20 protein-coding genes are annotated in these 24802 nt (G+C 61.2%); 15 read left to right on the top strand and 5 right to left on the bottom strand.

All coding sequences use genetic code 11. From position 1 onward, the window contains the following. The first annotated feature begins 34 nt into the window (after window positions 1-34). The 11 genes from KUF73_RS19060 to madM all read left to right on the top strand — a co-directional run bounded on the left by KUF73_RS19060 (window position 35) and on the right by madM (window position 13983). Window positions 35-6046 carry an Hpt domain-containing protein gene (locus KUF73_RS19060; protein WP_218439600.1) on the top strand — a complete coding sequence of 2004 codons (6012 nt, stop codon included), beginning with the start codon at window positions 35-37 and terminating at the stop codon, window positions 6044-6046. Beyond that, window positions 6039-6506, top strand: coding sequence for a chemotaxis protein CheW (locus tag KUF73_RS19055; protein WP_256345663.1), 468 nt, complete (start codon window positions 6039-6041; stop codon window positions 6504-6506). The genes KUF73_RS19060 and KUF73_RS19055 overlap by 8 nt, the downstream gene beginning before the upstream one ends. 202 nt (window positions 6507-6708) lie before the next feature. Further along, on the top strand, window positions 6709-8379 hold the full coding sequence (mdcA, locus tag KUF73_RS19050; protein ID WP_218439599.1) for a malonate decarboxylase subunit alpha: 1671 nt from the start codon (window positions 6709-6711) through the stop codon (window positions 8377-8379). Further along, window positions 8379-9254, top strand: coding sequence for a triphosphoribosyl-dephospho-CoA synthase (locus KUF73_RS19045; RefSeq protein ID WP_218439598.1), 876 nt, complete (start codon window positions 8379-8381; stop codon window positions 9252-9254). Before mdcA ends, KUF73_RS19045 begins: the two co-directional genes overlap by 1 nt. Before the next feature lie 14 nt (window positions 9255-9268). Next, window positions 9269-9568, top strand: coding sequence for a malonate decarboxylase subunit delta (locus KUF73_RS19040; RefSeq protein WP_218439597.1), 300 nt, complete (start codon window positions 9269-9271; stop codon window positions 9566-9568). Then, a complete protein-coding gene (locus tag KUF73_RS19035; RefSeq protein WP_218439596.1) occupies window positions 9561-10412 on the top strand; it encodes a biotin-independent malonate decarboxylase subunit beta in 852 nt (283 codons plus the stop codon). Before KUF73_RS19040 ends, KUF73_RS19035 begins: the two co-directional genes overlap by 8 nt. Then, window positions 10409-11212, top strand: coding sequence for a biotin-independent malonate decarboxylase subunit gamma (gene mdcE / locus KUF73_RS19030; RefSeq protein WP_218439595.1), 804 nt, complete (start codon window positions 10409-10411; stop codon window positions 11210-11212). Before KUF73_RS19035 ends, mdcE begins: the two co-directional genes overlap by 4 nt. Further along, the gene (locus KUF73_RS19025) at window positions 11206-11826 is read left to right on the top strand and encodes a malonate decarboxylase holo-ACP synthase (protein ID WP_218439594.1); all 621 of its coding nucleotides are present in this window, start codon (window positions 11206-11208) and stop codon (window positions 11824-11826) included. The genes mdcE and KUF73_RS19025 overlap by 7 nt, the downstream gene beginning before the upstream one ends. Further along, complete coding sequence (gene mdcH, locus KUF73_RS19020; RefSeq protein ID WP_218439593.1) at window positions 11823-12734, top strand: malonate decarboxylase subunit epsilon; 912 nt, start codon at window positions 11823-11825, stop codon at window positions 12732-12734. Before KUF73_RS19025 ends, mdcH begins: the two co-directional genes overlap by 4 nt. Window positions 12735-12800: 66 nt before the next feature. After that, complete coding sequence (madL, locus tag KUF73_RS19015; RefSeq protein ID WP_218439592.1) at window positions 12801-13217, top strand: malonate transporter subunit MadL; 417 nt, start codon at window positions 12801-12803, stop codon at window positions 13215-13217. 1 nt (window position 13218) lies between these two features. Next, entirely contained in the window at window positions 13219-13983 is a 765-nt protein-coding gene (gene madM, locus KUF73_RS19010; RefSeq protein ID WP_218439591.1) for a malonate transporter subunit MadM, read from the top strand. Between the two features lie 136 nt (window positions 13984-14119). Here the strand turns inward: madM and KUF73_RS19005 are convergent, their stop codons facing one another. Continuing rightward, on the bottom strand, window positions 14120-15034 hold the full coding sequence (locus tag KUF73_RS19005) for a LysR substrate-binding domain-containing protein (protein ID WP_218439590.1): 915 nt from the start codon (window positions 15032-15034) through the stop codon (window positions 14120-14122). Between the two features lie 214 nt (window positions 15035-15248). Between KUF73_RS19005 and KUF73_RS19000 the strand changes: the two genes are divergently transcribed. Further along, window positions 15249-15866, top strand: a complete 618-nt coding sequence (locus KUF73_RS19000) for a hemolysin III family protein (RefSeq protein ID WP_218439589.1) — start codon at window positions 15249-15251, stop codon at window positions 15864-15866. A gap of 81 nt (window positions 15867-15947) precedes the next feature. Here the strand turns inward: KUF73_RS19000 and KUF73_RS18995 are convergent, their stop codons facing one another. Further along, window positions 15948-16868, bottom strand: coding sequence for a LysR family transcriptional regulator (locus tag KUF73_RS18995; RefSeq protein ID WP_218439588.1), 921 nt, complete (start codon window positions 16866-16868; stop codon window positions 15948-15950). A 108-nt stretch (window positions 16869-16976) separates the two neighbouring features. On the opposite strand from KUF73_RS18995, the gene KUF73_RS18990 reads away from it, so the two are divergent. After that, window positions 16977-18218 carry a D-amino acid dehydrogenase gene (locus tag KUF73_RS18990; RefSeq protein ID WP_218439587.1) on the top strand — a complete coding sequence of 414 codons (1242 nt, stop codon included), beginning with the start codon at window positions 16977-16979 and terminating at the stop codon, window positions 18216-18218. Window positions 18219-18317: 99 nt separating this feature from the next. Here KUF73_RS18990 and KUF73_RS18985 read toward each other — a convergent pair whose 3' ends face one another. Then, window positions 18318-19037: a 16S rRNA (uracil(1498)-N(3))-methyltransferase gene (locus KUF73_RS18985; RefSeq protein WP_218439586.1), complete on the bottom strand. Its 720-nt coding sequence runs from the start codon at window positions 19035-19037 to the stop codon at window positions 18318-18320. Window positions 19038-19206: 169 nt separating this feature from the next. Next, a complete protein-coding gene (locus KUF73_RS18980; RefSeq protein WP_218439585.1) occupies window positions 19207-20613 on the bottom strand; it encodes an adenosylmethionine--8-amino-7-oxononanoate transaminase in 1407 nt (468 codons plus the stop codon). 221 nt (window positions 20614-20834) lie between these two features. Here KUF73_RS18980 and KUF73_RS18975 point away from each other — a divergent pair, with 221 nt between their 5' ends. Then, window positions 20835-22595 carry a flavin monoamine oxidase family protein gene (locus tag KUF73_RS18975; RefSeq protein ID WP_218439584.1) on the top strand — a complete coding sequence of 587 codons (1761 nt, stop codon included), beginning with the start codon at window positions 20835-20837 and terminating at the stop codon, window positions 22593-22595. 474 nt (window positions 22596-23069) lie between these two features. Beyond that, window positions 23070-24491 (top strand): group II intron reverse transcriptase/maturase, encoded by a 1422-nt coding sequence (gene ltrA / locus KUF73_RS18970; RefSeq protein WP_218439583.1) that lies wholly within the window; start codon window positions 23070-23072, stop codon window positions 24489-24491. A 93-nt stretch (window positions 24492-24584) separates the two neighbouring features. Here ltrA and KUF73_RS18965 read toward each other — a convergent pair. After that, on the bottom strand, window positions 24585-24802 hold a 218-nt coding region (locus KUF73_RS18965), incomplete at its 5' end, for an integrase core domain-containing protein (protein ID WP_218439582.1).

Below are 24802 nucleotides of genomic sequence, written 5' to 3'. Positions count from 1 at the left end.
TGACATCTTGACTGAAGTGGGTACTGGAGTGGTTATGGGTGATCGGCACGACTATGTGGCCCTCGAATGGGTCAAAGGCGAGATTGCCGAAACGCTGAAACAGGCTCATCACGCCATCGAAACCCTGCTTGATGACCCGCAGGCAACGCACGCCCTGAGCGATTGCCTGGCGTGCATCCATCAGGTTCACGGCAGTTTGCAGATGGTCGAGTTCTACGGCGCGGCCCTGCTCGCCGAAGAGATGGAGCAACTGGCCACGGCCTTGCAGCAGGATCGCGTCAGCCATCGTGACGAGGCGCTGCACCTGTTGCTGCAAGCCTTGGGACAATTGCCGATCTACCTCGACCGGGTCCAGGGCGCGCGCCGCGATTTGCCGCTGGTGGTGCTGCCGCTGATCAACGATCTGCGCAGTGCCCGTGGTGAAAGCCTGTTGTCCGAAACCAGTCTGTTCAGCCCGCAACTGCCGGACCTGCCGCCGTTGGGCGAAGCGTCGCTGGCGCTGCTGGAACCGGCGCAACTGCCCAGTGTGCTGCGCAAACTGCGGCAGATGTTGCAGATGGCCTTGGTGGGTTTGCTGCGCGAGCAGGATGACGACACTCACCTCGGTTATCTGGCCAGGTTATTTACCCGCCTCGAAGTCTTGTGCGGCAACTCGCCGCTGAGCCCGTTGTGGCAGGTCGCTTCGGCGCTGGTCGAAGGCATGCGCGGCGGTGCGATTGCCAACAGTCCTGCCCTGCGCAGCCTGTTCAAGGACGCCGACAAGGAACTCAAGCGCCTGCTCGATCAAGGCATGCGCGCCATGAATCAACCGGCACCGCCGGAGTTGCTGAAGAGTTTGCTGTTTTATATTGCCAAGGCCGAACACCCCACCGGGCAGATGCTGACCATGAAAGATCGCTACGGACTGGACGACGCGCTGCCTGACAGCGCGATGGTCGATGAAGAACGCGCACGGCTGGCCGGTCCCGACCGCGATGCCATGCGTTCGGTATTGGCGGCGCTGTGCGAAGAACTGGTGCGGGTCAAGGAGCGCCTGGACCTGTTCGTGCGCAGCGACCGGCAACACGCCTCTGCTCTCGACAGCCTGCTGGCGCCGCTGCGGCAAATCGCCGACACCCTGGCGGTGCTGGGGTTTGGCCAGCCGCGCAAGGTCATCATCGATCAACTGGCGGTGGTGTTGAGCCTTGCCCAAGGCCAGCGCGCGCCGGATGACGCGATACTCATGGACGTCGCCGGGGCCTTGCTCTATGTCGAAGCGACCCTGGCCGGCATGGTCGGCACCGTCGAGCCCGAGAGCCAGGAAGAAAGCCGCCTGCCGACCACCGACCTGACGCAGATTCATCAGATCGTGATCAAGGAAACGCGCATCTGCCTGCAACAGGCCAAGGATATGATCGTCGACTACATCGACGCCGACTGGGACCGTCAGCATTTGCAGGCGCTGCCCGCCTTGCTGACCCAGGTGCGCGGTGCATTGGCGATGATCCCGTTGAGCCGCGCCGCGAGCCTGATCGAAACCTGCAACCACTTCATCCGCGAGCACTTGCTACTCGATCAGGATCAGCCCGGTTGGCAGGAACTGGAAAACCTCGCCGATGTGATTACCAGCATTGAGTATTACCTTGAACGCCTCAGCGATGATCCCGAGGCGCCCGGAGAAACCTTGCTCGATGTCGCGGAGAAAAGCCTGGCAACCCTCGGCTTCTTCCCCAGCGAGCAGCACGTGCCGGTGCTTGAAGATGTGCTGAGCCCCAGCGAAGCGCAAGTCATGCAATTGATGCAGGAGCTGGATGACCCGCAGATCGTCCAGACCCTGGCCGATGTGCTCGCCAGCCCTGTATCGGCCTTGAATCCGCCGGCGTTGAACACCCCCGACAGCCTGCTGCCGCCCCCCGCCGGAGAAGAACCGGTGGACGACGAGTTGCGGGAAGTATTCCTCGAAGAAACCGATGAAGTCCTGGAAATCCTCCGCGAATATCTGCCGCGCTGGTCGGTCAACCCTGACAACCTCTCGGCCCTGAGTGAATTGCGCCGCGCCTTCCATACCCTCAAGGGCAGCGGCCGGATGGTTCGCGCCCTGGTGCTGGGCGAACTGGCTTGGGCAATAGAAAACCTGCTCAATCGCGTGCTGGAAAACAGCGTGGAGCCGGGTGCCACGGTGCAGCAACTGCTCGGCGATGTACTGAACCTGCTGCCGGAACTGGTGGCTGAATATGCCGCCAATGCCCAGCGTCAGCGCAACGATGTCGATCAGTTGGCTGCGCGTGCCCATGCGCTGGCCAAAGGCGCTGAACCGATCAGCGATGAAGATACCCAGGATGTGGCGGCGCTCGATCCGCTGTTGCTGGAGATTTTCCGCAAAGAAGCTGAAACCCACCTGGGCAGTCTCAATCGCTTCCTCGATCAGGCTGCCGAGCACGTGCCGTTGCAGGCCAGCGACGAGTTGCAGCGCGCCTTGCACACCCTCAAGGGCAGTGCGTCGATGGCCGGGGTTTTGCCGATTGCCGAGCTGGCGGCGCCGTTGGATCAATTGGCCCGGGAGTACAAGGCCCACCAGATTGCGCTTGATCTGGATGAAGTCGAACTGTTGCTGGAAGCCGAGGGCTTGTTCCGTCTTGGCTTGCGCCAACTCAGGACGGATCCGCTGGCCGAGATCCCCGACGCGCCTGCATTGATCGAGCGCACCCAGGCGTTGTTGGCCGAGCGCCTGGCCAGCCTTTCAAACGCACCAAACATGAGGCTGCGGATCAAGCGTGACCCGCAGTTGATCAACAACTTCCTTTCCCAGGGCATGGACATCCTGCTGGACGCTGAAAGCCTGTTGCAGCGCTGGCAGCAGCATCCCGGAGAACGTCAGGAACTGAGTGCACTGCTGGATGAATTGACCACCCTTGGCGAAGGCGCACACCTTGCCGATCTGCATCCGATGGATGAACTCTGCGAAGCCTTGCTCGACCTCTACGGTGCCGTGGAAGAGAGCAGCCTGGCGGTCAGCGAGGCGTTTTTCCATGAGGCGCAAAGTGCCCACGAAGCGCTGATCAACATGCTCGACGAACTGGCTGCCGGCCAGGAAGTCAGCCCGCGCCCGGAGCGGATTCGCGCCTTGCACGGCTTGCTCGACGAGAGCCTCGACCCGTCGGCCATGGGCCTGATTCGCAGCGATGGCAGCCGCACCTTGAGCATCCGCGAGCTGGGTGACGTCACCGCCGAACTCGAACGCACGCTCCCCGCTGCCCCTGTAGGAGCGAGCTCGCTCGCGATGGACTCAAGTACGCCGCGTTTATCCAATGACAATGCGTCATCGTTAACGCCTATCGCCAGCGAGCTCGCTCCTACAAGGGATCGCGGCCTGGACGATGAGATCGTTTCGATCTTCCTCGAAGAGGCGGTAGATATTCTTGAAAGCGCAAACCAGGCCTTGCAACGCTGGTTGTCAGACCCGCATAACGCCGCGCCGCTGTCGTCCTTGCAGCGCGATTTGCACACCCTCAAGGGCGGTGCGCGGATGGCCGAAGTCAAGCCGGTCGGTGACCTGGCTCAGGAACTGGAAAACCTTTACGAGGGCCTGGTCGACCGCCGTTACAGCTTCAGCGACGGGCTGGCGCATTTGCTGCAACAGAGCCATGACCGACTGGCGCATTTGCTAGATCAGTTGCAACAGCATCAAGTTCTGGATAATCCGGGCGAACTGGTTGACGCCATTCGCGCGTTCCGACAGGGGCACGCGGGTCACGCCGACGTGATCGAGCCGGCGGCCAGCAATGACTCGGCGCACCACGACAGCGAGCTGCTGGACATCTTCCTTGAGGAAGGCTTCGACATCATCGAAAGCTCTGGCGCGGCATTGCTGCGTTGGCAGGCCGAACCTTCAAGTCGTCAGGAAGTGGAAACCCTGCTGCGCGACCTGCACACGCTCAAGGGCGGTGCGCGCATGGTTGAAATCGCCCCGATCGGCGATCTGGCCCATGAGCTGGAGTTTCTCTACGAAGGTTTATCCACAGGCGTTTTGAAACCGACGGCAGCGTTGTTCGAGCTGCTGCAGCGCAGCCAGGACCGACTCGCGCAAATGCTCGACGCCGCCCGCGCCGGCGAGCCGTTGCCGCCGGCCGACCGATTGATCGATGCGATCAAGAATTTCAGCCACCCGGCGGTACTTGAGACCCCGGTCCCGCTGCCCGCCACGGCAAAGCCCGAGGCTGCGCCGCCGCAACCGGACGCCGGTGCGGACATGGTCAAGGTCTCGGCGGAATTGCTCGACGACCTGGTCAACCTGGCTGGCGAAACGTCGATTTTCCGTGGCCGCATCGAGCAGCAGGTCAGCGATGCACAAGTGGCCTTGAACGAGATGGAAACCACCATCGAGCGAATGCGTGATCAGTTGCGCCGACTCGATACCGAAACCCAAGGGCGGATTCTCAGCCGTCAGCAAGTCGACGCGGAACGCCTGGGTTATGAAGAATTCGATCCGCTGGAAATGGACCGTCACTCGCAATTGCAGCAACTGTCGCGGGCGCTGTTCGAGTCCGCCTCCGATTTGCTCGACCTCAAGGAAACCCTCGACCGGCGCAATCAGGACGCGGAAAACCTGCTGCAACAGCAGGGCCGCATCAACACCGAATTGCAGGAAGGCCTGATGCGCACGCGCATGGTGCCGTTCGAACGGATGCTGCCGCGTTTGAAACGCATTGTCCGCCAAGTGTCCGAAGAGCTGGGCAAGGACGTTGAATTCATCGTCGAAAATGCCGAAGGCGAAATGGATCGCAACGTGCTTGAGCGCATGGCCGCGCCACTGGAACACATGCTGCGCAACGCCGTGGACCATGGCCTCGAATCCACCGAGGTGCGGCTCGCGGCGGGCAAACCGGCTCAAGGGCGGATCACCCTCGACCTGTTGCGCGAGGGCGGCGATATCATTTTCGATATCCGCGACGACGGCGCCGGCGTGCCGCTTGAAGCCGTGCGGCGCAAGGCGATCAAGCGCGGCCTGCTTGACCCCGACAGCGAGATGAGCGACCGCGACGTGCTGCAACTGATCATGCAACCGGGGTTCTCGACAGCTGAAAAAGTCACCCAGATTTCCGGACGCGGTGTCGGCATGGATGTTGTGCAGGAAGAAGTGCGGCAACTGGGTGGCAGCATGAGCATCGATTCGACGCCGGGGCAGGGCGTGCATTTTCGCATTCGCCTGCCGTTCACCGTGTCGGTCAATCGGGCGCTGATGGTGCATTGCGGAGAAGATCAGTATGCGATCCCGCTGAACACCATCGACGGGATTGTCCGCGTGTTGCCCAACGAACTCGAAGGGCATTTCCGCTTCGATCCGCCGACCTATGAATACGCCGGGCAACGCTATGAGTTGTGTTATTTGGGCGAGCTGCTGAAAACCAGCCTGCGTCCCAAACTCCTCGGCCAGAGTCTGCCGCTGCCGGTGTTGCTGGTGCAGTGCAACGACCGGCACATCGCGGTGCTGGTCGATGCCATGGCCGGTACTCGGGAGATTGTGGTCAAGAGCCTCGGCCCACAATTCGCGGCGGTGCAGGGTGTGTCCGGGGCGACGATTCTGGGCGATGGCCGGGTGGTTTTGATTCTGGATTTGCTGGCGCCGATCCGCGCCTCGCAAGCCCATGTGCCGCAGCGCACACCGAACCAGGACAGCGAGTCCGAACCGCAACGGCCGTTGCTGGTGATGGTGGTCGACGATTCGGTCACTGTACGCAAGGTCACCAGCCGGTTGCTCGAACGCCACGGCATGAACGTGCTGACGGCCAAGGACGGGGTCGATGCCATGCTGTTGCTCGAAGAACACATGCCAGACGTGATGTTGCTGGACATCGAGATGCCGCGCATGGACGGCTTCGAAGTGGCCGCGCAAGTACGCAGCGATGAGCGTTTGCAGCACCTGCCGATCATCATGATCACCTCGCGCACCGGCCAGAAACACCGCGACCGGGCCATGGCGATCGGCGTAAACGACTACCTCGGCAAGCCGTACCAGGAATCGGTACTGCTTGAAAGCATTGCCCTGTGGAGCAAAACCCATGCTTGAGCGGCTGATCAACCAGCGCACCAGCGACCTTACCGGCCTGCTGCTACCTCTGGCCGACCGCAACCTGATACTGCCCAACGTCGCGGTCGCCGAACTGATCGACTACCAGCCGGCGGCATTCGATCTTGATACGCCGCCGTGGTATCTCGGGCGGGTGATGTGGCGTAATCGGCAGATTCCGCTGCTCAGTTTCGAGTCGGCCTGTGGCAACAAAATCGTCATTGGCGAGCGTGCCCGGATCGTCATCCTCAATGCGCTCGGCGGTCGGCCGGAGTTGAAATTCATCGCGATGCTGGTGCAAGGGATTCCGCGTTCGTACAAGCTCGACAGTCAGTTGAGCTATGTGGATGTGCCCTTGTGTTCGCTGGAACAAGCGGCGGTGCAGGTGGCGGATCAAGTGGCCAAGGTGCCGGATTTATTGGGGTTGGAGGAGTTGTTGGTGACCGCCGGGCTCGTCTGACGGGCCCCTTCGCGGGCAAGCCTCGCTCCTACAAGGGCTGCGCATTACGTGTAGGAGCGAGGCTTGCCCGCGAAGGCGCCGGCACCGACAACACAACTCTCTACTATTACCCTAACCGTAACGATCCACCGCTCTGCTTGATTGATGCACCCACCCCAACGCTCCTAAGGTGACCCCACGACAGCGAACCCGTGGAGTGGTCATGACAACAACAATATCCCCCGACTCGCGATGGACGCGGCGGCGCAGCGAAAAGCAGCGGCGTCTCGCGCTTGTGCGAGGCCTGGCCGACGGAGTGGTGCTGCCCACCGACAAGATCGTCGCGGCACTGGAGGCGTTGATCCTGCCCGGCGACCGCGTGGTGCTGGAGGGCAACAACCAGAAGCAGGCGGACTTTCTTTCCCGCTCGCTGGTCAAGGCCGACCCGAGCAAGTTGCATGACCTGCACATGATCATGCCCAGCGTCGGTCGCGCCGAGCACCTGGACCTGTTCGAACGCGGCATTGCCCGCAAACTCGATTTCTCCTTCGCCGGCACCCAAAGCTTGCGCATCAGCCAGTTGCTCGAAGACGGCCTGCTGGAAATCGGCGCGATCCACACCTACATCGAACTCTACGCACGCCTGGTGGTGGACCTGATTCCCAATGTGGTCCTTTCAGCCGGCTTCATGGCCGACCGCGCCGGCAATATCTACACCGGGGCAAGCACCGAAGACACGCCGGCCCTGATCGAACCCGCAGCGTTCAGCGACGGCATTGTCATCGTCCAGGTCAACCAGTTGGTGGACGACGTCAGCGACTTGCCTCGCGTTGATATCCCCGCATCCTGGGTCGATTTCGTGGTGGTGGCCGACAAGCCGTTCTACATCGAACCGCTGTTCACCCGCGACCCGCGCCACATCAAGCCTGTGCACGTGCTGATGGCGATGATGGCGATTCGCGGCATCTACGAAAAACACAACGTACAGTCACTCAATCACGGCATCGGTTTCAACACCGCCGCCATCGAATTGATCCTGCCGACCTACGGCGAATCCCTCGGCCTCAAAGGCAAGATCTGCCGCAACTGGACGCTCAATCCGCACCCGACTTTGATCCCGGCGATCGAAAGCGGCTGGGTCGAAAGCGTGCATTGCTTCGGCACCGAACTGGGCATGGAAAACTACATCGCCGCGCGGCCTGATGTGTTCTTCACCGGGCGCGATGGCTCTATGCGTTCCAACCGGATGTTCAGCCAATTGGCCGGGCAGTACGCGGTGGACCTGTTTATCGGTGCGACATTGCAAGTCGATGGCGATGGTCATTCTTCGACAGTGACCCGTGGTCGCCTGGCCGGTTTTGGCGGTGCGCCAAACATGGGTCACGACCCGCGCGGTCGCCGTCATGGCACGCCGGCCTGGCTCGACATGCGCCACACCGACGTGCCGGAACCGATGCTTGAACGCGGCAAAAAACTCGTGGTGCAAATGGTCGAGACGTTCCAGGAGGGCGGTAAACCGACCTTCGTCGAAACCCTCGATGCAATCGACGTGGCGAAGAAAAGCGGCATGCCACTGGCGCCGATCATGGTCTACGGCGACGACGTTACCCACCTGCTGACCGAAGAAGGCATCGCCTATCTGTACAAGGCGCGTTCGCTGGAAGAACGCCAGGCAATGATCGCCGCGGTCGCCGGGGTGACCGCCATCGGCCTGCGCCATAACCCCAAAGACACCGCGCGCATGCGCCGTGAAGGCCTGATCGCCTTGCCCGAAGACCTCGGCATCCGCCGCACCGACGCCTCCCGCGAACTGCTCGCCGCGAAAAGCGTGGCCGATCTGGTGGAGTGGTCCGGTGGCCTCTACAACCCGCCCGCCAAGTTCAGGAGCTGGTAATGCATGCATTCAACCTGCAACCGAAAACCCTGAGCCTGGCCGAACGCCTGGCGGACCTGGCGGTGGACGCGCTGATCGACGAGGCGGACCTGTCGCCGAAACCGGCGCTGGTGGATCGTCGCGGCAGTGGTGCCCACACCGATTTGCACCTGGGACTGATGCACGCCTCGGCGCTGGCCTTGTGGCCGGCGTTCAAGGAAATGGCCGAGGCCGCTATCGACATTGGCGAGATTGGTTTGCCGCTGCGTGAAGCCATCGGATCGATTGGTCGTGAAGGCGAAGAGGCAATGCTCGCCACCACCAACGGCGTGAACACTCATCGCGGGGCGATCTGGGCCTTGGGGTTGTTAGTCGCCGCTGCTGCAATCGAACCTGAATCCACCGCCGCCAGTTCTGTCTCGTTGCGCGCCGCACGCCTGGCGCTTCTCGATGATCGACACGCGCCGCGTCCGCTAAGCCACGGCGCGCAAGTTGCCCAACGCTACGGTGCTCGCGGTGCCCGTGAAGAAGCGCAACTCGGCTTCCCCGCCGTCATCCAACGCGCTCTGCCACAGCTCAAACACAGCCGCGCTGCCGGCCATGGCGAACAGAACGCCCGGCTCGATGCGCTGTTGGCGATCATGACGAATCTGGCGGACACCTGCGTGCTGTACCGCGCCGGCGAACAAGGCCTGTACACCATGCAGCGTGGTGCCCAAGCCGTACTCGACGCGGGCGGCAGTGCCAGCCTCACCGGGCGTCGTCGGCTGCATGAGCTGGACCAGCAATTAATCGCGTTGAATGCCTCGCCCGGCGGTGCTGCCGACCTGCTCGCAGCCTGCCTGTTCATCGACCGCATCGAGTCTTGCGACGGCATCACCCACTGCATTTCATAAAGGGAAGCCTTTTGATGGAAACCTTATCCTTTGAATTCCCCGCCGGGCAGCCACCACGCGGTCGCACCCAGGTGGGCTGTGTCGGCTCGGGCGATCTGGAAGTGCTGATCCAGCCGGGTCAGGCCGGCAAGTTGACGATCACCGTACAGACCTCGGTCAACGGTAGCGAACAACGCTGGCAGCATCTGTTTGCGCGGATGTTCGACGGCCAGACATTCCCGGCGATGGACATCGACATCCATGATTTCGGTGCCACGCCAGGCGTAGTGCGCTTGCGTCTGGAGCAGGGCTTTGAGGAGATCGGTCATGACTGACAGTGCAGCGTTACTCACCAAGCACAGCTTCGTCGAACTGGGCGCACGGCAACGGGCGAAAGCCTTGCTCGATGCCGGCACCTTTCGTGAATTGCTCGATCCGTTTCAACGCATCATGTCGCCGTGGCTGTCTCTTCAGGGTGTAGTGCCGCAAGCCGATGACGGTGTGGTGATTGCCAAGGGCACCATCGACGGTTTGCCGGTGGTCATCGCGGCCATTGAAGGTGCGTTTCAAGGCGGCAGCCTCGGCGAAGTCGGCGGGGCAAAAATGGCCGGCGCTCTGGAACTGGCCGCCGAAGATAACCGTAATGGCATCCCTACTCGCGCCGTTTTGCTGCTGGAAACCGGGGGTGTGCGTTTGCAGGAAGCCAACCTTGGGCTAGCGGCAATTGCCGATATTCATGCGGCGATTGTCAACCTGCGCCAGTACCAGCCAGTGATTGGCGTAGTGGCGGGTAGCGTCGGCTGCTTCGGCGGCATGTCGATTGCCGCCGGCTTGTGCAGCTATTTGCTGGTGACCCAGGAAGCACGCCTTGGCCTGAACGGCCCGCAAGTGATCGAGCAGGAAGCCGGGCTTGAGGAATACGACTCGCGGGATCGTCCGTTTATCTGGAGCCTGACCGGTGGCGAACAACGCTTCGCCACCGGGCTGGTGGATCGTTATGCCGATGACGACGTGGCGCAGATCCGTCAACAGGTTAGCGAATTGCTCCAGCAAGGTTTGCCCGCACAGCAACGCAGCACTCAGTCCGAACTGTACCTGCAACGGTTGGCGCGTCTGGATGCCGAACCGCAAATCGAACCCGCCACGGTTCGCGATCTGTATCAAGGAGCGCGCTCATGAGTTCGTATTCCCTGAGAGGCTTGAACTGGTTCAGCGCCTTGAGCACTGGCGCCCAAGCGGTCGATGGCTTGCCGGCATCGCTGAAGGTGGCCGATGGCGTGTTAGGCGATCAGCCTGTGCGCTTTATCGCGGTGGTAGCTGATCCCGATAACCGCTTCGTCCGCGCCCGCAATGGCGAGGTCGGTTTACTCGAAGGCTGGGGCCTGGCCAAAGCTGTCGATGAAGTCATTGCGGCCGACGCCGACAAATCACAAAAACGCGCCTTGGTCGCCATCATCGATGTGCCAAGCCAGGCTTACGGTCGGCGTGAAGAAGCACTCGGTATTCATCAGGCCTTGGCGGGTGCGGCGGACAGTTATGCCCGTGCCCGGTTGGCCGGTCACGCGGTCATCGGTTTGCTCGTGGGCAAGGCGATGTCCGGGGCGTTTCTGGCCCATGGTTATCAAGCCAACCGGCTGATCGCCCTGCGCGATCCGGGGGTGATGGTGCATGCGATGGGCAAGGCGTCGGCGGCGCGGGTGACCTTGCGCAGTATTGAAGAACTGGAAACCCTGGCTGCCAGCGTGCCGCCGATGGCTTATGACATCGACAGCTATGCCAGCCTCGGGCTGCTCTGGGAAACCTTGTCGGTGGAACAGATCGAGCAACCATCAGCGACCGATTTGGCGCGGGTGACTGAGTGCCTGAGCCAGGCCATTGGCGATGTTGCAGAGAAGGGCCGTGACTTGAGCGGGCGCCTCGGTGCGGCCAACCGCGCGGCTTCAAGCAAAGTCCGCCAACTGCTGAGAGAACAGTGGTGAACACGCTTCTGGCCCACGATCTGCTCTGGGGCATGACCCCGGAGCAGCTGCCTGCGGATGCGCCTTCGTGGGTGTTCGAGTCGATCCGCGCCGGGCAACCTGTGGTGGTGCGGCGAGCGGTGTCGGCGGCGGGGCAGATTTCGGTGGGCGTGCGTGGGCGTTTGCGCGAACAGCGTTATGCCGCGTCGATGGCAACCGCATCGATGACCCGTCGCGTAACGCCGGAAGCGCTCTGCCATGTCGACAGCGACCGTGACTTGCCGGCCTTGCGAGCACTGACTCAATTGCGGCCAATGCTCGATCGTTGCGGCTGGGTTTGGGGTGTCAGCGGTAGTGCCGGGTTTGAATTGGCCAGCGGATTTGCGGCGCTGCACGAGGGCAGTGATCTGGATCTGATCCTGCGTGTACCTCAACCTTTGACGCGGGTTCAGGCACGAGAATTTTTGGCACTGCTCGACACGGCAACGTGTGCCGTGGACATGCAATTGCAGACGCCATTTGGCGCCGTCGCTTTACGTGAATGGGCCGGTTCTTCAAATCGGGTGCTGCTGAAAAATGCCTGCGAAGCCTGTCTGGTGCTCGACCCGTGGAATCCGCTGGAGCAAGCAGCGTGAGCAGCTTGCTGGTGTTCCCGGGCCAGGGCGCGCAGCAGCCGGGCATGCTCCAGCGTTTACCTCGGGAAACCCTGAACGAGGCGAGCGACGTACTCGGCGAGGACGTGTCGCTACTGGATTCTGCCGCCGCGTTGCAATCGACGCGGGCGGTGCAGCTTTGCCTGTTGATTGCCGGCGTGGCGGCTTCACGGCAGTTGTCATTGCCGGCGAATTACGTCGCCGGGCTGTCCATCGGCGCCTATCCGGCAGCAGTGGTCGCGGGTGCCTTGAGCTTTAGTGATGCGCTGCATCTGGTCAGCCTGCGCGGTGAGTTGATGCAGCAGGCCTACCCACAGGGCTACGGCATGACCGCGATTATCGGTCTGGATCTGGCCACGGTAGAAGGCTTGCTGGCAAAGATTCACAGCGCCGATACGCCGGTTTACCTGGCCAATATCAACGCCGATAACCAGGCAGTCATCGCCGGCAGCGATAGTGCGATGAAAGCTGTGGCCGGGTTGGCCAAAGGCTGTGGCGCAGGCCTGGCCAAACGTCTGGCGGTGAGCGTGCCGTCGCATTGCCCGTTACTGGGTGCACCGGCGAAATCCCTGGCGCAAGCCTTCGCCAAGGTGTCTTTGAAAACACCGACCTTGGGCTATCTGAGCGGCAGCCGTGCCCGGCCCATCATCAACATTGAAGCCTTGCGTGAGGACCTGGCTTACAACATGTGCCGCGTGGTGGATTGGCGCGGCACCGTGCAAAGCGCCTACGAGCGTGGCGTACGTCTACAGATCGAACTGCCGCCCGGTGCGGTGCTGACCGGGCTGGCGCGCCGGGTGTTCGAGCAAGGCACTGTGATCGCTTTCGACGGTGCCCGGCTCGACACCTTGCAGGCGCTGTTGCGTGAGGAGGGCAGTCGCCACTCCTAGACATCACCGACTCAGGCTTCGAACAACAAAAACAACATTCGACGATGCACTTTGAGGACTACAACAATGATTATTTACGGTGTGGCGCTGTTGGCGATTTGTACGCTGGCAGGGGTGATTGTCGGTGACATGCTCGGCGTGTTGCTGGGTGTCAAATCCAACGTCGGCGGGGTCGGGATCGCGATGATCCTGCTGATCTGCGCGCGGTTGTGGATGCAAAAGCGCGGCGGCATGACCAAGGATTGCGAGATGGGCGTCGGCTTCTGGGGCGCTATGTACATTCCGGTGGTGGTGGCGATGGCGGCGCAACAGAACGTAGTCACCGCTTTGCACGGCGGGCCGGTGGCGGTGCTGGCGGCGATTGGTTCGGTGGTGGTCTGCGGTTGCACCATTGCGTTGATCAGCCGGACGCACAAAGGCGAACCCTTGCCCGATGAACCGGCGGAAATCACTCCCGTCGGCACGCCAGTAGGAGGTCGCTGATATGTGGGAACTCATCGAGAAAGGCCTGGCCAACAACAGCCTGGTCACGGCGTTCGCCTTCGTCGGCATCATCATGTGGGTGTCGGTCATTCTTTCGAAACGCCTGACCTTCGGGCGGATTCACGGTTCGGCGATTGCCATCGTCATCGGCCTGGTACTGGCCTGGGTCGGCGGCACCATGACCGGCGGGCAAAAAGGCCTGGCCGACCTGACGCTGTTCTCCGGCATCGGCTTGATGGGTGGGGCCATGCTGCGTGACTTCGCCATCGTTGCCACGGCGTTCGAAGTGCAAGCCACCGAGGCGAAAAAGGCCGGGTTGATCGGTGTGATCGCGCTGTTGCTGGGCACCGTGCTGCCGTTCATTGTTGGCGCGTGCATGGCCTGGGCGTTCGGTTATCGCGATGCGATCAGCATGACCACCATCGGCGCGGGTGCGGTGACTTACATTGTTGGCCCGGTGACGGGTGCGGCGATTGGCGCGAGTTCCGATGTGGTGGCGTTGTCGATTGCCACCGGCTTGATCAAGGCGATTCTGGTGATGGTCGGCACACCCATGGCGGCGCGTTGGATGGGCCTGGATAACCCGCGCTCGGCGATGGTATTTGGTGGGTTGGCCGGGACTGTCAGCGGTGTGACGGCAGGGCTGGCGGCGACGGATCGGCGGTTGGTGCCTTATGGGGCGTTAACAGCGACCTTTCATACCGGACTTGGGTGCTTGCTTGGGCCTTCGCTGTTGTTCTTCATTGTTCGCGGGATCATGGGCTGATTTCAGGTTCTGAGTTGTCTGGGCTGACGCCATCGCTAGCAGGCTAGCTCCCACAGGGTGATGTGTTGGAACAGATAATTTGTTCAACACAAACTCTGTAGGAGCCAGCCTGCTGGCGATTGGCGGCGACTCGGTTTCAAACCTGGCGATTGGCATACATCCGACACTCCGCCAGCAACGCCAGCAGGTTCGGATCTCGCTCCTTGGCCTTCATGAACACCACGCCAATGTGCTGCTGCAACCGGTACTTTTCCTGCAACGGAATCAGCTTCACCCGGTTCTCGTACACCGCCGCAATCCTCCCCGGCAGCAAGGCATAACCGACCCCTGAGCTGACCATGCTCAGCAGGGTGAAGATGTCGTTGACCTGCATCGCCACCTTCGGCTCGAACCCTGCCTGCTTGAACACGCGATTGCCGTCCTGATGGGTGGCGAAGCCCTGGGTCAGGGTGATGAAGGTTTCGTCGCGCACTTCGGCGAGGTCGACTTCGGCCCGTTGGGCAAACTTCGAATCGGCCGGCGTGGCGAGGAAGATGTCATCGGAAAACAGCGAGATGTGTTCCAGATCCGGGTCGTTGATGCTGTCATCCAGCGACACCAGGATCGCATCGACTTCCATGTTCTTGAGCTTGTACAGCAGATCGAAATTCGAGCCGAGAATCAGGTCGATGTTGAGTTCGCTGCGGCGGATTTTCAGGCCCATGATCAGCTGCGGCACGGTCTTCACCGTCAGCGAATACAGCGAGCCCAGTTTGAAACGCTCGGCGGAATACCCCGCGGCCTCGCGGGTCAGGCGTACGCTTTCAACCACGTCCTGGATCAGCTTCTGCGCCCGTTCTTCCAGCACATAGGCACTTTCCAGCGGCGTCAGGTTGCGGCCTTCATGCTTGAACAACGGGCAGCGCAGGGCGCTTTCCAGGGAGTGGATTGCCCGGTGCACGCTGACATTGCTGGTCTGCAACTCGGCGGCGGCCCGGGCCAGATTGCCGGTGCGCATGAAGGCCAGGAACACCTCGAGTTTTTTCAGGGTCAACTCTTCGTCGATCAGCATGGTGCGGACTCTTTTTGGAATGACCTGATTGTGCATGTAGGAGCTGTCGAGTGAAACGAGGCTGCGATCTTTTGATCTTGTTTTTAAAGAGCACGATCAAAAGATCGCTGCCTCGTTTCACTCGACAGCTCCTACAGTTGATTTGTGTTCTGAAACATTGCGCTTTTACGCTGGAGGCCTGAGCCTTGCGCTAACGATTTCTGAGGTGGCACTGATGTATCACGGAGAAAGACTGAACGCCTGGACGCATCTGGTCGGGGCAGTGGCGGCATTTGTCGGCGGGGTGTGGCTGATCGTCGTCGCCAGCCTCGACGGCAGTCCGTGGAAAATTGTCAGCATGGCGATCTACGCCTTCACCTTGCTGGTGCTCTACAGCGCATCAACCGTGTACCACAGCGTGCGCGGACGCAAGAAAGCGATCATGCAAAAGGTCGATCACTTCTCGATCTACCTGTTGATCGCCGGCAGCTACACACCATTCTGCCTGGTCACGCTACGCGGGCCGTGGGGCTGGACGCTGTTCGGGATTGTCTGGGGGCTGGCACTGATCGGCATCCTGCAAGAGATCAAACCGCGTTCGGAAGCGCGGGTCCTGTCGATCGTGATTTACGCGGTGATGGGCTGGATCGTGCTGGTGGCGGTCAAGCCATTACTGGCTGCGCTGGGCACCGCCGGGTTTGCCTGGCTGGCGTCGGGCGGGATTTTGTACACCGTCGGGATCATATTTTTTGCGCTGGATGATCGCCTGCGCCATGCCCACGGGATCTGGCATCTGTTCGTGATCGCCGGGAGTTTGCTGCACTTTGTAGCGATCTTGTTTTACGTCCTCTAAGACCCGTGTAGGCGCTGCCGCAGGCTGCGATCTTTTGATTTTGATTCTTTAAGATCAGAAGATCGCAGCCTGCGGCAGCTCCTACAGGGGCGGTTTAGGGATCAGGCGGTCGAGTTGTTCCTGGGCTCTGCGGCTGAACACCTGCAACAGGTCGTTCAGGGTATGCGGCGGCGGTTCAGCGGCGCGGGTCACGGCGTACAGGGTGATGGGCAGTGGCGGTGCCAGCGGGCGAATGGTGGTCGTGATGGAGGAGGCACCGAGTGCGGTGAACGGATCGATTACTGCCAGCCCGGTGCCGGATTCCACCATCGCCCGCGCCAGTGAGTAAGTCTGCACGGCGATGCGCACGCGGGGCGGTGGCTCGACGGCTTCGAGGTAACTGTCGAGCCGTGCGGCCAACGGGTCGGCACTGGACAGGCCGATCAAAGGCGCGTCGGCTAATGCCATCAGCGGCAACGGCATGCCAGCCTCTTCCGGCGGCCAGTAACCCGCTGGTGCCAGCGCCACCAGTACGCCGCACGCCAACGCCTGGGCCTTGAGCCCCGGATGATCGGGTCGTTGCAGGGTCAGGGCGACATCCACTTCACGCATCAGCAGGTTCTGCACCAACTCGCGGCTATGGGCGCTGGACAATTCGCAGACGATGTCGGGGTAGCGCGCGGTCCATTCGTGAATGGCCGGTGGCAGCAATGACAAGGCCAGTGCCGGGGTGGCGCCGATCCGCAGGCTGTGACCCGGCTCGCGCCTTAGGCTCTGGGCCAGGCGTCGCACGCCTTGCAGGCTTTCACTGACCTTGTCGACTTCGCGCTCCAGCTCCAGGGCTTCCGGTGTCGCCTGCAACTTGCCGCGCACCCGCAGGAACAACGGGAAACCCAGCTGTTGCTCGGCGTGCTGCAGCACTTTGCTCACCGCCGGCTGTGAGACGTGCATCAATTGCGCGGCAGCGCTGATCGAACCGGTCTGGCGAATCGCCTGGAAAATCTCGATGTGACGAAGGCGCATGGCAAGTCCATAACCTTTGTTTATAGGTTTGGCATCTTTATTCATTGTCCGGCGCCTGTCACCTGGCCCTAACCTTGGCCTCGTCTTCACAACGGTTTAAGGACGGACATGGCTCAGCGTGTGTGCATCATCGGCGGCGGCGTGATTGGCCTGGCAACGGCGTATGCGCTGGTGCGCGACGGCTTCGAAGTGACGGTGGTCGAGTTCCGGGACGCGCTGGGCAGCGAAACCAGTTTCGCCAACGGCGGCCAATTGTCCTATCGCTATGTGGCACCACTGGCCGATGCCGGTGTGCCATGGCAAGCCATCGGCTGGATGCTGCGCGGCGATTCGCCCTTGAAGCTGCGCCCGCGATTCGATGCGGCGCAGTGGCGCTGGATGGCCTCGTTTCTCGCCGCCTGCCGAAGTTCGGTCAATCGCCAGAACGCGGCGCACTTGCTGCGCCTGGCGCTGCTCAGTCAGAACACGCTGAAGCGTTGGCAAGAGGACGATGGGCTGGCGGGCTTCCAATGGCGGCGCAACGGCAAACTGGTGACTTTCCGTCAGAACAGCAGCTTCGAGCACGCGCGCAATGCCTTGGCCGACCCACAACATCAGCAAGTGCTGTCGCCCGCCGAATGCACGCAACTGGAACCGGCGCTGGCCGATGCGTCCTTTGTCGGCGCGATCTACACCCCGGACGAAGAGGTCGGCGATTGCCACGGTTTTTGCCAGCTATTGGCCGCGCGACTGAAAGCGTCTGGCCGCTGCGAATTCAGGCTGGGGCAAGCGGTGACCGGGATTCGCCACGCGAACGGCAGCGTCAACGCCATCGAGTTGGGTGATGAGGTGCTGGCCGTCGATCAATTGGTGATCGCCGCCGGTCACCGCAGCCCACTGCTAGCGCTGCCCGGTCTGCATTTGCCGCTGTACCCGCTCAAGGGTTACAGCCTGACAGTGCCGATCGGCCCCAGCCATCGAGCGCCCGAAGTGAGCATCACCGACTACGACCGCAAGATCGTCTACGCCCGTATCGGCGAGCACCTGAGAGTCGCGGCGATGGTCGACATCGTTGGTTTTGACCCTGCGATTGACCCAAAGCGCCTGGCGCTGATCAAGCGTCAGGCCCGCGACACCTTTCCCTATGCCGGTGCCTATGACGAAGCCGTGGAATGGGCGGGCATGCGTCCGGCGACACCGAGCGGAGTGCCGTTGCTGGGTGCCACGGCGTATCGCAACCTGTGGCTCAACCTCGGCCATGGTGCGCTGGGGTTTACCCTGGCGTGCGGCAGCGCGCAGTTGCTTAGCGAATTGATCGGCCAGCGTCAGCCTTCTATCGACTTGCTTGGCTTCAACCACCGAGCCGCATGAATTCCATTTTTGAAGAACAAAAGATCGCAGCCTTCGGCAGCTCCTACATTGGAATGCGTTCCCTGTAGGAGCTGCCGAAGGCTGCGATCTTTTGCGTTTTTAGAAATCACCCCACAACTGCTGAGCCACCGCCAGGGCAACCACCGGCGCGGTTTCTGTGCGCAAAACGCGGGGTCCAAGGCGCGCAGCATGAAAACCAGCGCCCTTGGCCTGATCCACTTCCGCATCCGATAACCCACCTTCCGGGCCAATCAAAAACGCCAACGTCCCGGGTTTCGCATGGCTGACCAGCGGCTCGGCCACTGGATGCAGTACCAGCTTCAACTCGGCCTCAGTCTGCTTCAACCAATCAGCCAATAGCAGCGGCGGATGAATTATCGGCACCCGTGAACGCCCGCATTGCTCGCACGCGCTGATCGCTACCTGACGCCAGTGCAGCAGGCGCTTGTCGGCGCGTTCGTCCTTGAGCCGGACTTCGCAACGGTCACTGAAGATCGGCGTGATTTCAGTGACGCCCAATTCAGTGGCTTTCTGGATCGCCCAGTCCATCCGCTCGCCACGGGACAGGCCCTGGCCGAGGTGAATCTGCAGCGGCGACTCGACCTGGCCGTCGAAGCTTTCATCGATCTGCACCGCCACACGCTTCTTGCCGACCTCGGCCAGCGTGGCGCGAAACTCCTGACCCGAGCCGTCGAACAGTTGCAACGCATCGCCCTCGGCCATGCGCAGCACGCGGCTGATGTAATGAGCCTGGGCTTCGGGCAGTTCGTGCTGGCCGATGCTCAAGGGGGCGTCGATAAAGAAGCGGGACAGTCTCATTCGGGGTCTCTGTAAAAGGTGTGAAAATCTGGCGGCCCCATCGCGGGCAAGCCCGCTCCCACAATGGGTGGCGGAGACCACAAAATTTGTTTACGTCATCGAAGCTGTGGGAGCGGGCTTGCCCGCGATGGCGGCAGCCCAGACACCACAGAATTTCAATTGAAATCCTTTAGCCCGGATCACGGAACCCCGGATGAAAGTCCTTCGGCACCGCCACGCTGATGCTGTCGCGGGTGGCGATGTCGATGCCTTCACTGGCCACTTCAGCCAGGAAATCGATCTGCTCCGGCGTCACCACGTACGGCGGCAGGAAATACACCACGCTGCCCAATGGCCGAAGCAGGGCGCCGCGCTCCAGCGCATGCTGGAACACCTTCAGGCCACGACGTTCCTGCCACGGGTAAGCTTCCTTGGTGGCTTTGTCCTTGACCATCTCGATGGCCAGCACCATGCCGGTCTGGCGCACTTCGGACACGTTCGGGTGATCGACCAGATGCGCGGTGGAAGAGGCCATGCGTTGAGCCAAAGCCTTGTTGTTCTCGATGACGTTGTCTTCTTCGAAGATATCCAGCGTCGCCAACGCCGCCGCGCAGGCCAGCGGGTTGCCGGTGTAGCTGTGCGAGTGCAGGAAGGCGCGCAGGGTCGGGTAGTCGTCGTAGAAGGCGCTGTAGACATCATCCGTGGTCAGGACCGCCGCGAGCGGCAAGTAACCACCGGTCAGCGCTTTCGACAGGCAGAGGAAGTCGGGGCGGATGCCCGCTTGCTCGCAGGCGAACATCGTCCCGGTACGGCCGAACCCGACGGCGATTTCGTCATGGATCAGGTGCACGCCATAACGATCACAGGCTTCGCGCAACAGCTTGAGGTACACCGGGTGGTACATGCGCATGCCGCCGGCGCCCTGGATCAGCGGCTCGACGATCACGGCCGCGACCGTGTCATGGTGCTCGGCCAGGGTCTGTTCCATGGCGGCGAACATGTTGCGCGAATGTTCTTCCCAGCTCATGCCTTCGGGGCGCAGGTAGCAATCCGGGCTTGGCACCTTGATGGTGTCGAGCAGCAGGGCTTTGTAGGTTTCGGTGAACAGCGGCACGTCGCCCACCGACATCGCCGCCATGGTTTCGCCGTGGTAGCTGTTGGTCAGGGTGACGAAGCGTTTCTTGTTCGGCTGGTCGCGGTTGAGCCAGTAGTGAAAGCTCATTTTCAGTGCGACTTCGATGCAGGACGAGCCGTTATCGGCGTAGAAGCACCGTGTCAGGCCTTCCGGCGTCATCTTCACCAGGCGCTCGGACAGCTCGATCACTGGCTGATGGCTGAAACCGGCGAGGATCACGTGTTCCAGCTGATCGACCTGATCCTTGATGCGCTGGTTGATGCGCGGGTTGGCATGGCCGAATACGTTGACCCACCAGGAACTCACCGCATCGAGGTAGCGCTTGCCTTCAAAGTCTTCGAGCCAGACGCCTTCACCGCGCTTGATCGGGACCAATGGCAGTTGTTCGTGGTCTTTCATCTGGGTGCAGGGATGCCACAACACCGCGAGATCGCGTTCCATCCACTGTTTATTCAGGCCCATTTTCACTCTCCTCGAGGCGGTCCGTGACAGGCGCGGACATACAATCGCGCAAGCCTATGCAATGCGTCGCGCGGGGACAACCCATTGTGTGGATTGAGCTACTTTGTATAGGCCGAAAGACGTTGCTGGCGGGCGTCTGAAGGCTGACGTATCCTTCGCGGTTCTTGAGCCGTCTGGCTCGCAAAACCGCTAATTTTTCGTGTATTTCCGGAGTTCGCTGAATGTCTGCTGGTTGGCTGCGCGCCTGTGCGCTGGTGATGTTGGGGCTGTTCAGCGTGTCTGCGCTGGCCAAGGATAAAACGGCGATCGTGATCGGCGGCGGGGTTTCTGGCCTGACTGCCGCTTACGAGCTGCAGAACAAGGGCTGGCAGGTCACGCTGCTGGAAGCCAAACCGAGCCTGGGCGGTCGCTCCGGCATGGCCACCAGCGAATGGATCGGCAACGACAAGACCCAACCGGTTTTGAACAAGTACGTTTCTACGTTCAAGCTCAGCACCACGCCGGCCCCTGAGTTCGTGCGGACCCCTGGCTACCTGATCGATGGCGAGTATTTCAGCGCCGCCGACCTGGCCACCAAACAGCCGGCCACCGCCGATGCGCTCAAGCGTTACGAGAAAACCCTCGATGACCTGGCGCGTTCTATCGATGACCCGCAGAACCCGGCGGCTAACAGCACGCTGCACGCCCTGGATCAGATCAACGTGTCCAGCTGGCTCGACAAACAGAACCTGCCAGCCACCGCGCGCCAACTGGTCAACCAGCAGATCCGCACTCGCTACGATGAGCCTTCGCGCATATCGTTGCTGTATTACGCTCAGCAGAGCCGCGTTTACCGTGGCGTCTCCGACCGTGACCTGCGTGCTTCGCGTTTGGTCGGTGGCAGCGCGGTGCTGGCCCAGGCCTTGGTCAAGCAGTTGAAAGTCATCAAGACCAATTCCCCGGTCTCGGCCATCACCCAGGACAAGGACGGTGTCACTGTCAAAGTCGGCAGCGTTGGCTATCAGGCTGACTACGTCGTATTGGCCGTGCCGTTGCGCGCACTGAACAAGATCCAGATGACCCCGGCGCTGGATGCTCAGCATCAGGCCGCGATCAAAGGCACCAACTACGGTTGGCGCGACCAGATCATGCTGAAATTCAAAACCCCTGTATGGGAAAGCAAGGCGCGCATGTCTGGCGAAATCTACAGCAACGCCGGCCTCGGCATGTTGTGGATCGAGCCTGCGCTGAAGGGCGGCGCCAACGTGGTGATCAACCTGTCCGGCGATAATGCGCGAGTGATGCAGGCGTTTGGTGACAAGCAGATGGTCGATCAGGTGCTGATTCGCCTGCACGAGTTTTATCCACAGGCACGTGGTGCCTTCACCGGGTATGAAATCCGTCGCTACAGCACCGACCCTTCGATGGGCGGCGCTTACCTGGCCTTCGGCCCGGGCCAGATCAGCAAGTACTGGCGTCTGTGGGAGCGTCCGATCCAGCGTGTAACTTTTGCGGGTGAACACACCGATACCTTGTACCCAGGCACTCTGGAAGGCGCCTTGCGCACTGGTCAGCGTGCAGCCAATCAGGTCGAAGACCTGGCGGCGGGCAAGTCGTTTGAGCCAGAGAAAGTGGTTCCAGCGGCGGCGACTGCTGCAGCAGCCGGTGCCGTGGCGGCGAAGAAGGGCAACTTCTTCAGCAATCTGTTTGGTGGTTCGGATGACGACAAGAAACCGGAACCGGTCAAGGCGCCAGAACCAGTAGCCCCGGCACCGGTCCCTGCGCCAGCGCCGACACCTGCACCCGCGCCAGTCGAAGCGCCGAAACCGGCTGCACCGGTGAAAGCCGAGCCGGCCAAAAAGGCGCCAGCGGCAAAGAAACCAGCGGCCAAGACCGAAGCGAAAAAAGCGCCGGCCAAGGCACCCGTGAAAAAAGCCGAGCCTGCCAAGAAGCCAGCGGCTAAACCTGCTGCAACACCGGCAACGGATACCAAGGCGCAGTAAGTCGTCCTGGATTGAAAAAACGCGGCAGAGATGCCGCGTTTTTTTATGGTGCGCCAGGCATGGCGCGTTGCGCGTAAGCGCAACCAGTTTGGCTGTGGTGGCCACGCTGGTGACTTGGAGGTGAAAGTCCTCTACACACCCGGCAAGGGGAAGTGTTAGCCAGAGGCAAGGGTGTCGTGGGTGACTGCGAATCTGAAGGAAGCCCGAGGCAAAATGCTGGCCTGACGAACAGGAAGCGGATGAGGCGGCGCAGCGGGGTAAGACGGCCATAATCGTCAAAGCCCAATACTTGCACGGAACGCTGTGACGTAGATCCGACAGGCATAAGCAGGAAGGTCGCGCGAATTACCCTGGGAGATCTGTGCGTTTGCCAGTGTGCTACCGAGCGCCGCGAGGCGACGGGATGAGCGTGCAGAAGTCAGCCGAGGCCGTAGTAAGTGACGAATAACCGCGTCACCAAGGGCCGAACAGGTTATGCCGCCAGTAGGCGTCAAAGTCTCGTTGAATACCGAAATGCAGAAATTTCTCCCAGAGAAGACTGTTACTCCGAGTCCCGGACGGAATCCGAGGATGACGGCTGACAGCGCACAGGTATCGGCGGCGTCTGTGACGTGGACGAACGCGGAGCCGGACACGCTGATGGAGCGAGTGCTTGCGCCCGCCAACCTCAGACGTGCGTATCAACGTGTGGTCAGGAACAAGGGCGCGCCGGGTGCCGATGGCATGACGGTCGCCGAATTGGCAGGCTACGTGAAACAGTATTGGCCGATCCTCAAAACTCGGCTGCTGGCCGGTGAGTACCAGCCGCAAGGTGTGCGCGCCGTCGACATCCCCAAACCCAAAGGTGGAACTCGGCAGTTGGGCATTCCCAACGTCGTGGATCGTCTGATCCAACAGGCTTTGCTGCAACAGCTCACGCCGATATTCGACCCCCTGTTTTCGGACTACAGCTACGGTTTTCGTCCGGGCAGAAGCGCTCATCAAGCCATCGTAACCGCCCGTGACCATGTGGCGGCGGGACACCGCTGGTGCGTGGAGCTTGATCTCGAGAAGTTCTTTGATCGGGTCAATCACGATGTCCTGATGGCCCATGTTGCGCGTCAAATCGAAGACAAACGCGTCCTTACGCTGATCCGTCGTTATCTCGAGGCGGGAACGATGTCAGGCGGACTCGTCAGCCGCCGGCAGGAAGGGACGCCGCAAGGCGGCCCGCTCTCGCCGTTGCTGTCGAACATCCTGCTCAACGAACTCGACCGCGAGCTGGAACGGCGGGGTCATCGCTTCGTGCGTTATGCCGACGACGCGAACATCTACGTGCGCAGCCCTCGTGCTGGCGAGCGAGTGATGGCCGGTGTCGAGCGTTTCCTGAATCAGCGCCTGAAATTGAGGCTGAACCGGGAAAAGAGCCGAGTGGCCAGGTCATGGATGTGTGATTACTTGGGTTACGGGATGAGTTGGCATCAACAGCCGAGGCTAAGAGTGGCGACAATGAGTTTGGGTCGTTTACGCGACCGACTCAGAGACTTGCTGCGCGGAGCGCGGGGCCAGAAGATGGCGAATATCATCGAACGGATAAACCCTGTACTGCGCGGTTGGTCGGGTTACTTCAAACTCAGTCAGGGCAAGCGACCGCTTGAGGAGCTGGACGGTTGGGTGCGTCGTAAGCTGCGCTGTGTCATCTGGCGCCAATGGAAGCAGCCCTCGACGAGGTCACGCAACTTGATGCGCTTGGGGCTTAGCGAAGCGCGCGCCTGTAAATCAGCCTTCAACGGCAGAGGCCCATGGTGGAACTCGGGGGCGTCTCATGTGAATCAGGCGTTACCGAAGAAACTGTGGGATCGACTCGGGTTGGTCTCGATACTGGATACGATAAACCGGCTTAACCGCATAGCCTGAACCGCCGTATACGGAACCGTATGTACGGTGGTGTGAGAGGACGGCGGATGTAAATCTGAACTGGTCAAGTAATTCTGGACACCAGTTAAGGTTTCACGCCGCCAGTTTCTCCATAGCTACCGGCGACCGGTAGTCGTTGTAGCTATGGAGTCTGACGTTGTTGTAACGCATCACATAACGCTGCACATCCACGCGGGCTTCATGCTCCGAGCTGTAGCCGCCTTCTGGAACCCACTCTGATTTCAGGCTGCCAAAGAAACGCTCCATTGGGGCGTTGTCCTGTCTCTTATACACATCTGACGCTGCCGACG

The organism is Pseudomonas sp. PD9R (genome assembly GCF_019200975.1).
Lineage (GTDB): Bacteria > Pseudomonadota > Gammaproteobacteria > Pseudomonadales > Pseudomonadaceae > Aquipseudomonas.
The sequence above is the reverse complement of the archived record's forward strand: the minus strand, read 5'-3'. Positions and strand labels throughout refer to the sequence as shown.

Coding starts and splice junctions, on each gene's coding strand:
- KUF73_RS19060 (WP_218439600.1), top strand. CDS start 35: ATGGGTGATCGGCACGACTATGTGGCCCTCGAATGGGTCAAAGGCGAG.
- KUF73_RS19055 (WP_256345663.1), top strand. CDS start 6,039: ATGCTTGAGCGGCTGATCAACCAGCGCACCAGCGACCTTACCGGCCTG.
- mdcA (WP_218439599.1), top strand. CDS start 6,709: ATGACAACAACAATATCCCCCGACTCGCGATGGACGCGGCGGCGCAGC.
- KUF73_RS19045 (WP_218439598.1), top strand. CDS start 8,379: ATGCATGCATTCAACCTGCAACCGAAAACCCTGAGCCTGGCCGAACGC.
- KUF73_RS19040 (WP_218439597.1), top strand. CDS start 9,269: ATGGAAACCTTATCCTTTGAATTCCCCGCCGGGCAGCCACCACGCGGT.
- KUF73_RS19035 (WP_218439596.1), top strand. CDS start 9,561: ATGACTGACAGTGCAGCGTTACTCACCAAGCACAGCTTCGTCGAACTG.
- mdcE (WP_218439595.1), top strand. CDS start 10,409: ATGAGTTCGTATTCCCTGAGAGGCTTGAACTGGTTCAGCGCCTTGAGC.
- madL (WP_218439592.1), top strand. CDS start 12,801: ATGATTATTTACGGTGTGGCGCTGTTGGCGATTTGTACGCTGGCAGGG.
- madM (WP_218439591.1), top strand. CDS start 13,219: ATGTGGGAACTCATCGAGAAAGGCCTGGCCAACAACAGCCTGGTCACG.
- KUF73_RS19005 (WP_218439590.1), bottom strand. CDS start 15,034: ATGCTGATCGACGAAGAGTTGACCCTGAAAAAACTCGAGGTGTTCCTG.
- KUF73_RS19000 (WP_218439589.1), top strand. CDS start 15,249: ATGTATCACGGAGAAAGACTGAACGCCTGGACGCATCTGGTCGGGGCA.
- KUF73_RS18995 (WP_218439588.1), bottom strand. CDS start 16,868: ATGCGCCTTCGTCACATCGAGATTTTCCAGGCGATTCGCCAGACCGGT.
- KUF73_RS18990 (WP_218439587.1), top strand. CDS start 16,977: ATGGCTCAGCGTGTGTGCATCATCGGCGGCGGCGTGATTGGCCTGGCA.
- KUF73_RS18985 (WP_218439586.1), bottom strand. CDS start 19,037: ATGAGACTGTCCCGCTTCTTTATCGACGCCCCCTTGAGCATCGGCCAG.
- KUF73_RS18980 (WP_218439585.1), bottom strand. CDS start 20,613: ATGGGCCTGAATAAACAGTGGATGGAACGCGATCTCGCGGTGTTGTGG.
- KUF73_RS18975 (WP_218439584.1), top strand. CDS start 20,835: ATGTCTGCTGGTTGGCTGCGCGCCTGTGCGCTGGTGATGTTGGGGCTG.
- ltrA (WP_218439583.1), top strand. CDS start 23,070: ATGCCGCCAGTAGGCGTCAAAGTCTCGTTGAATACCGAAATGCAGAAA.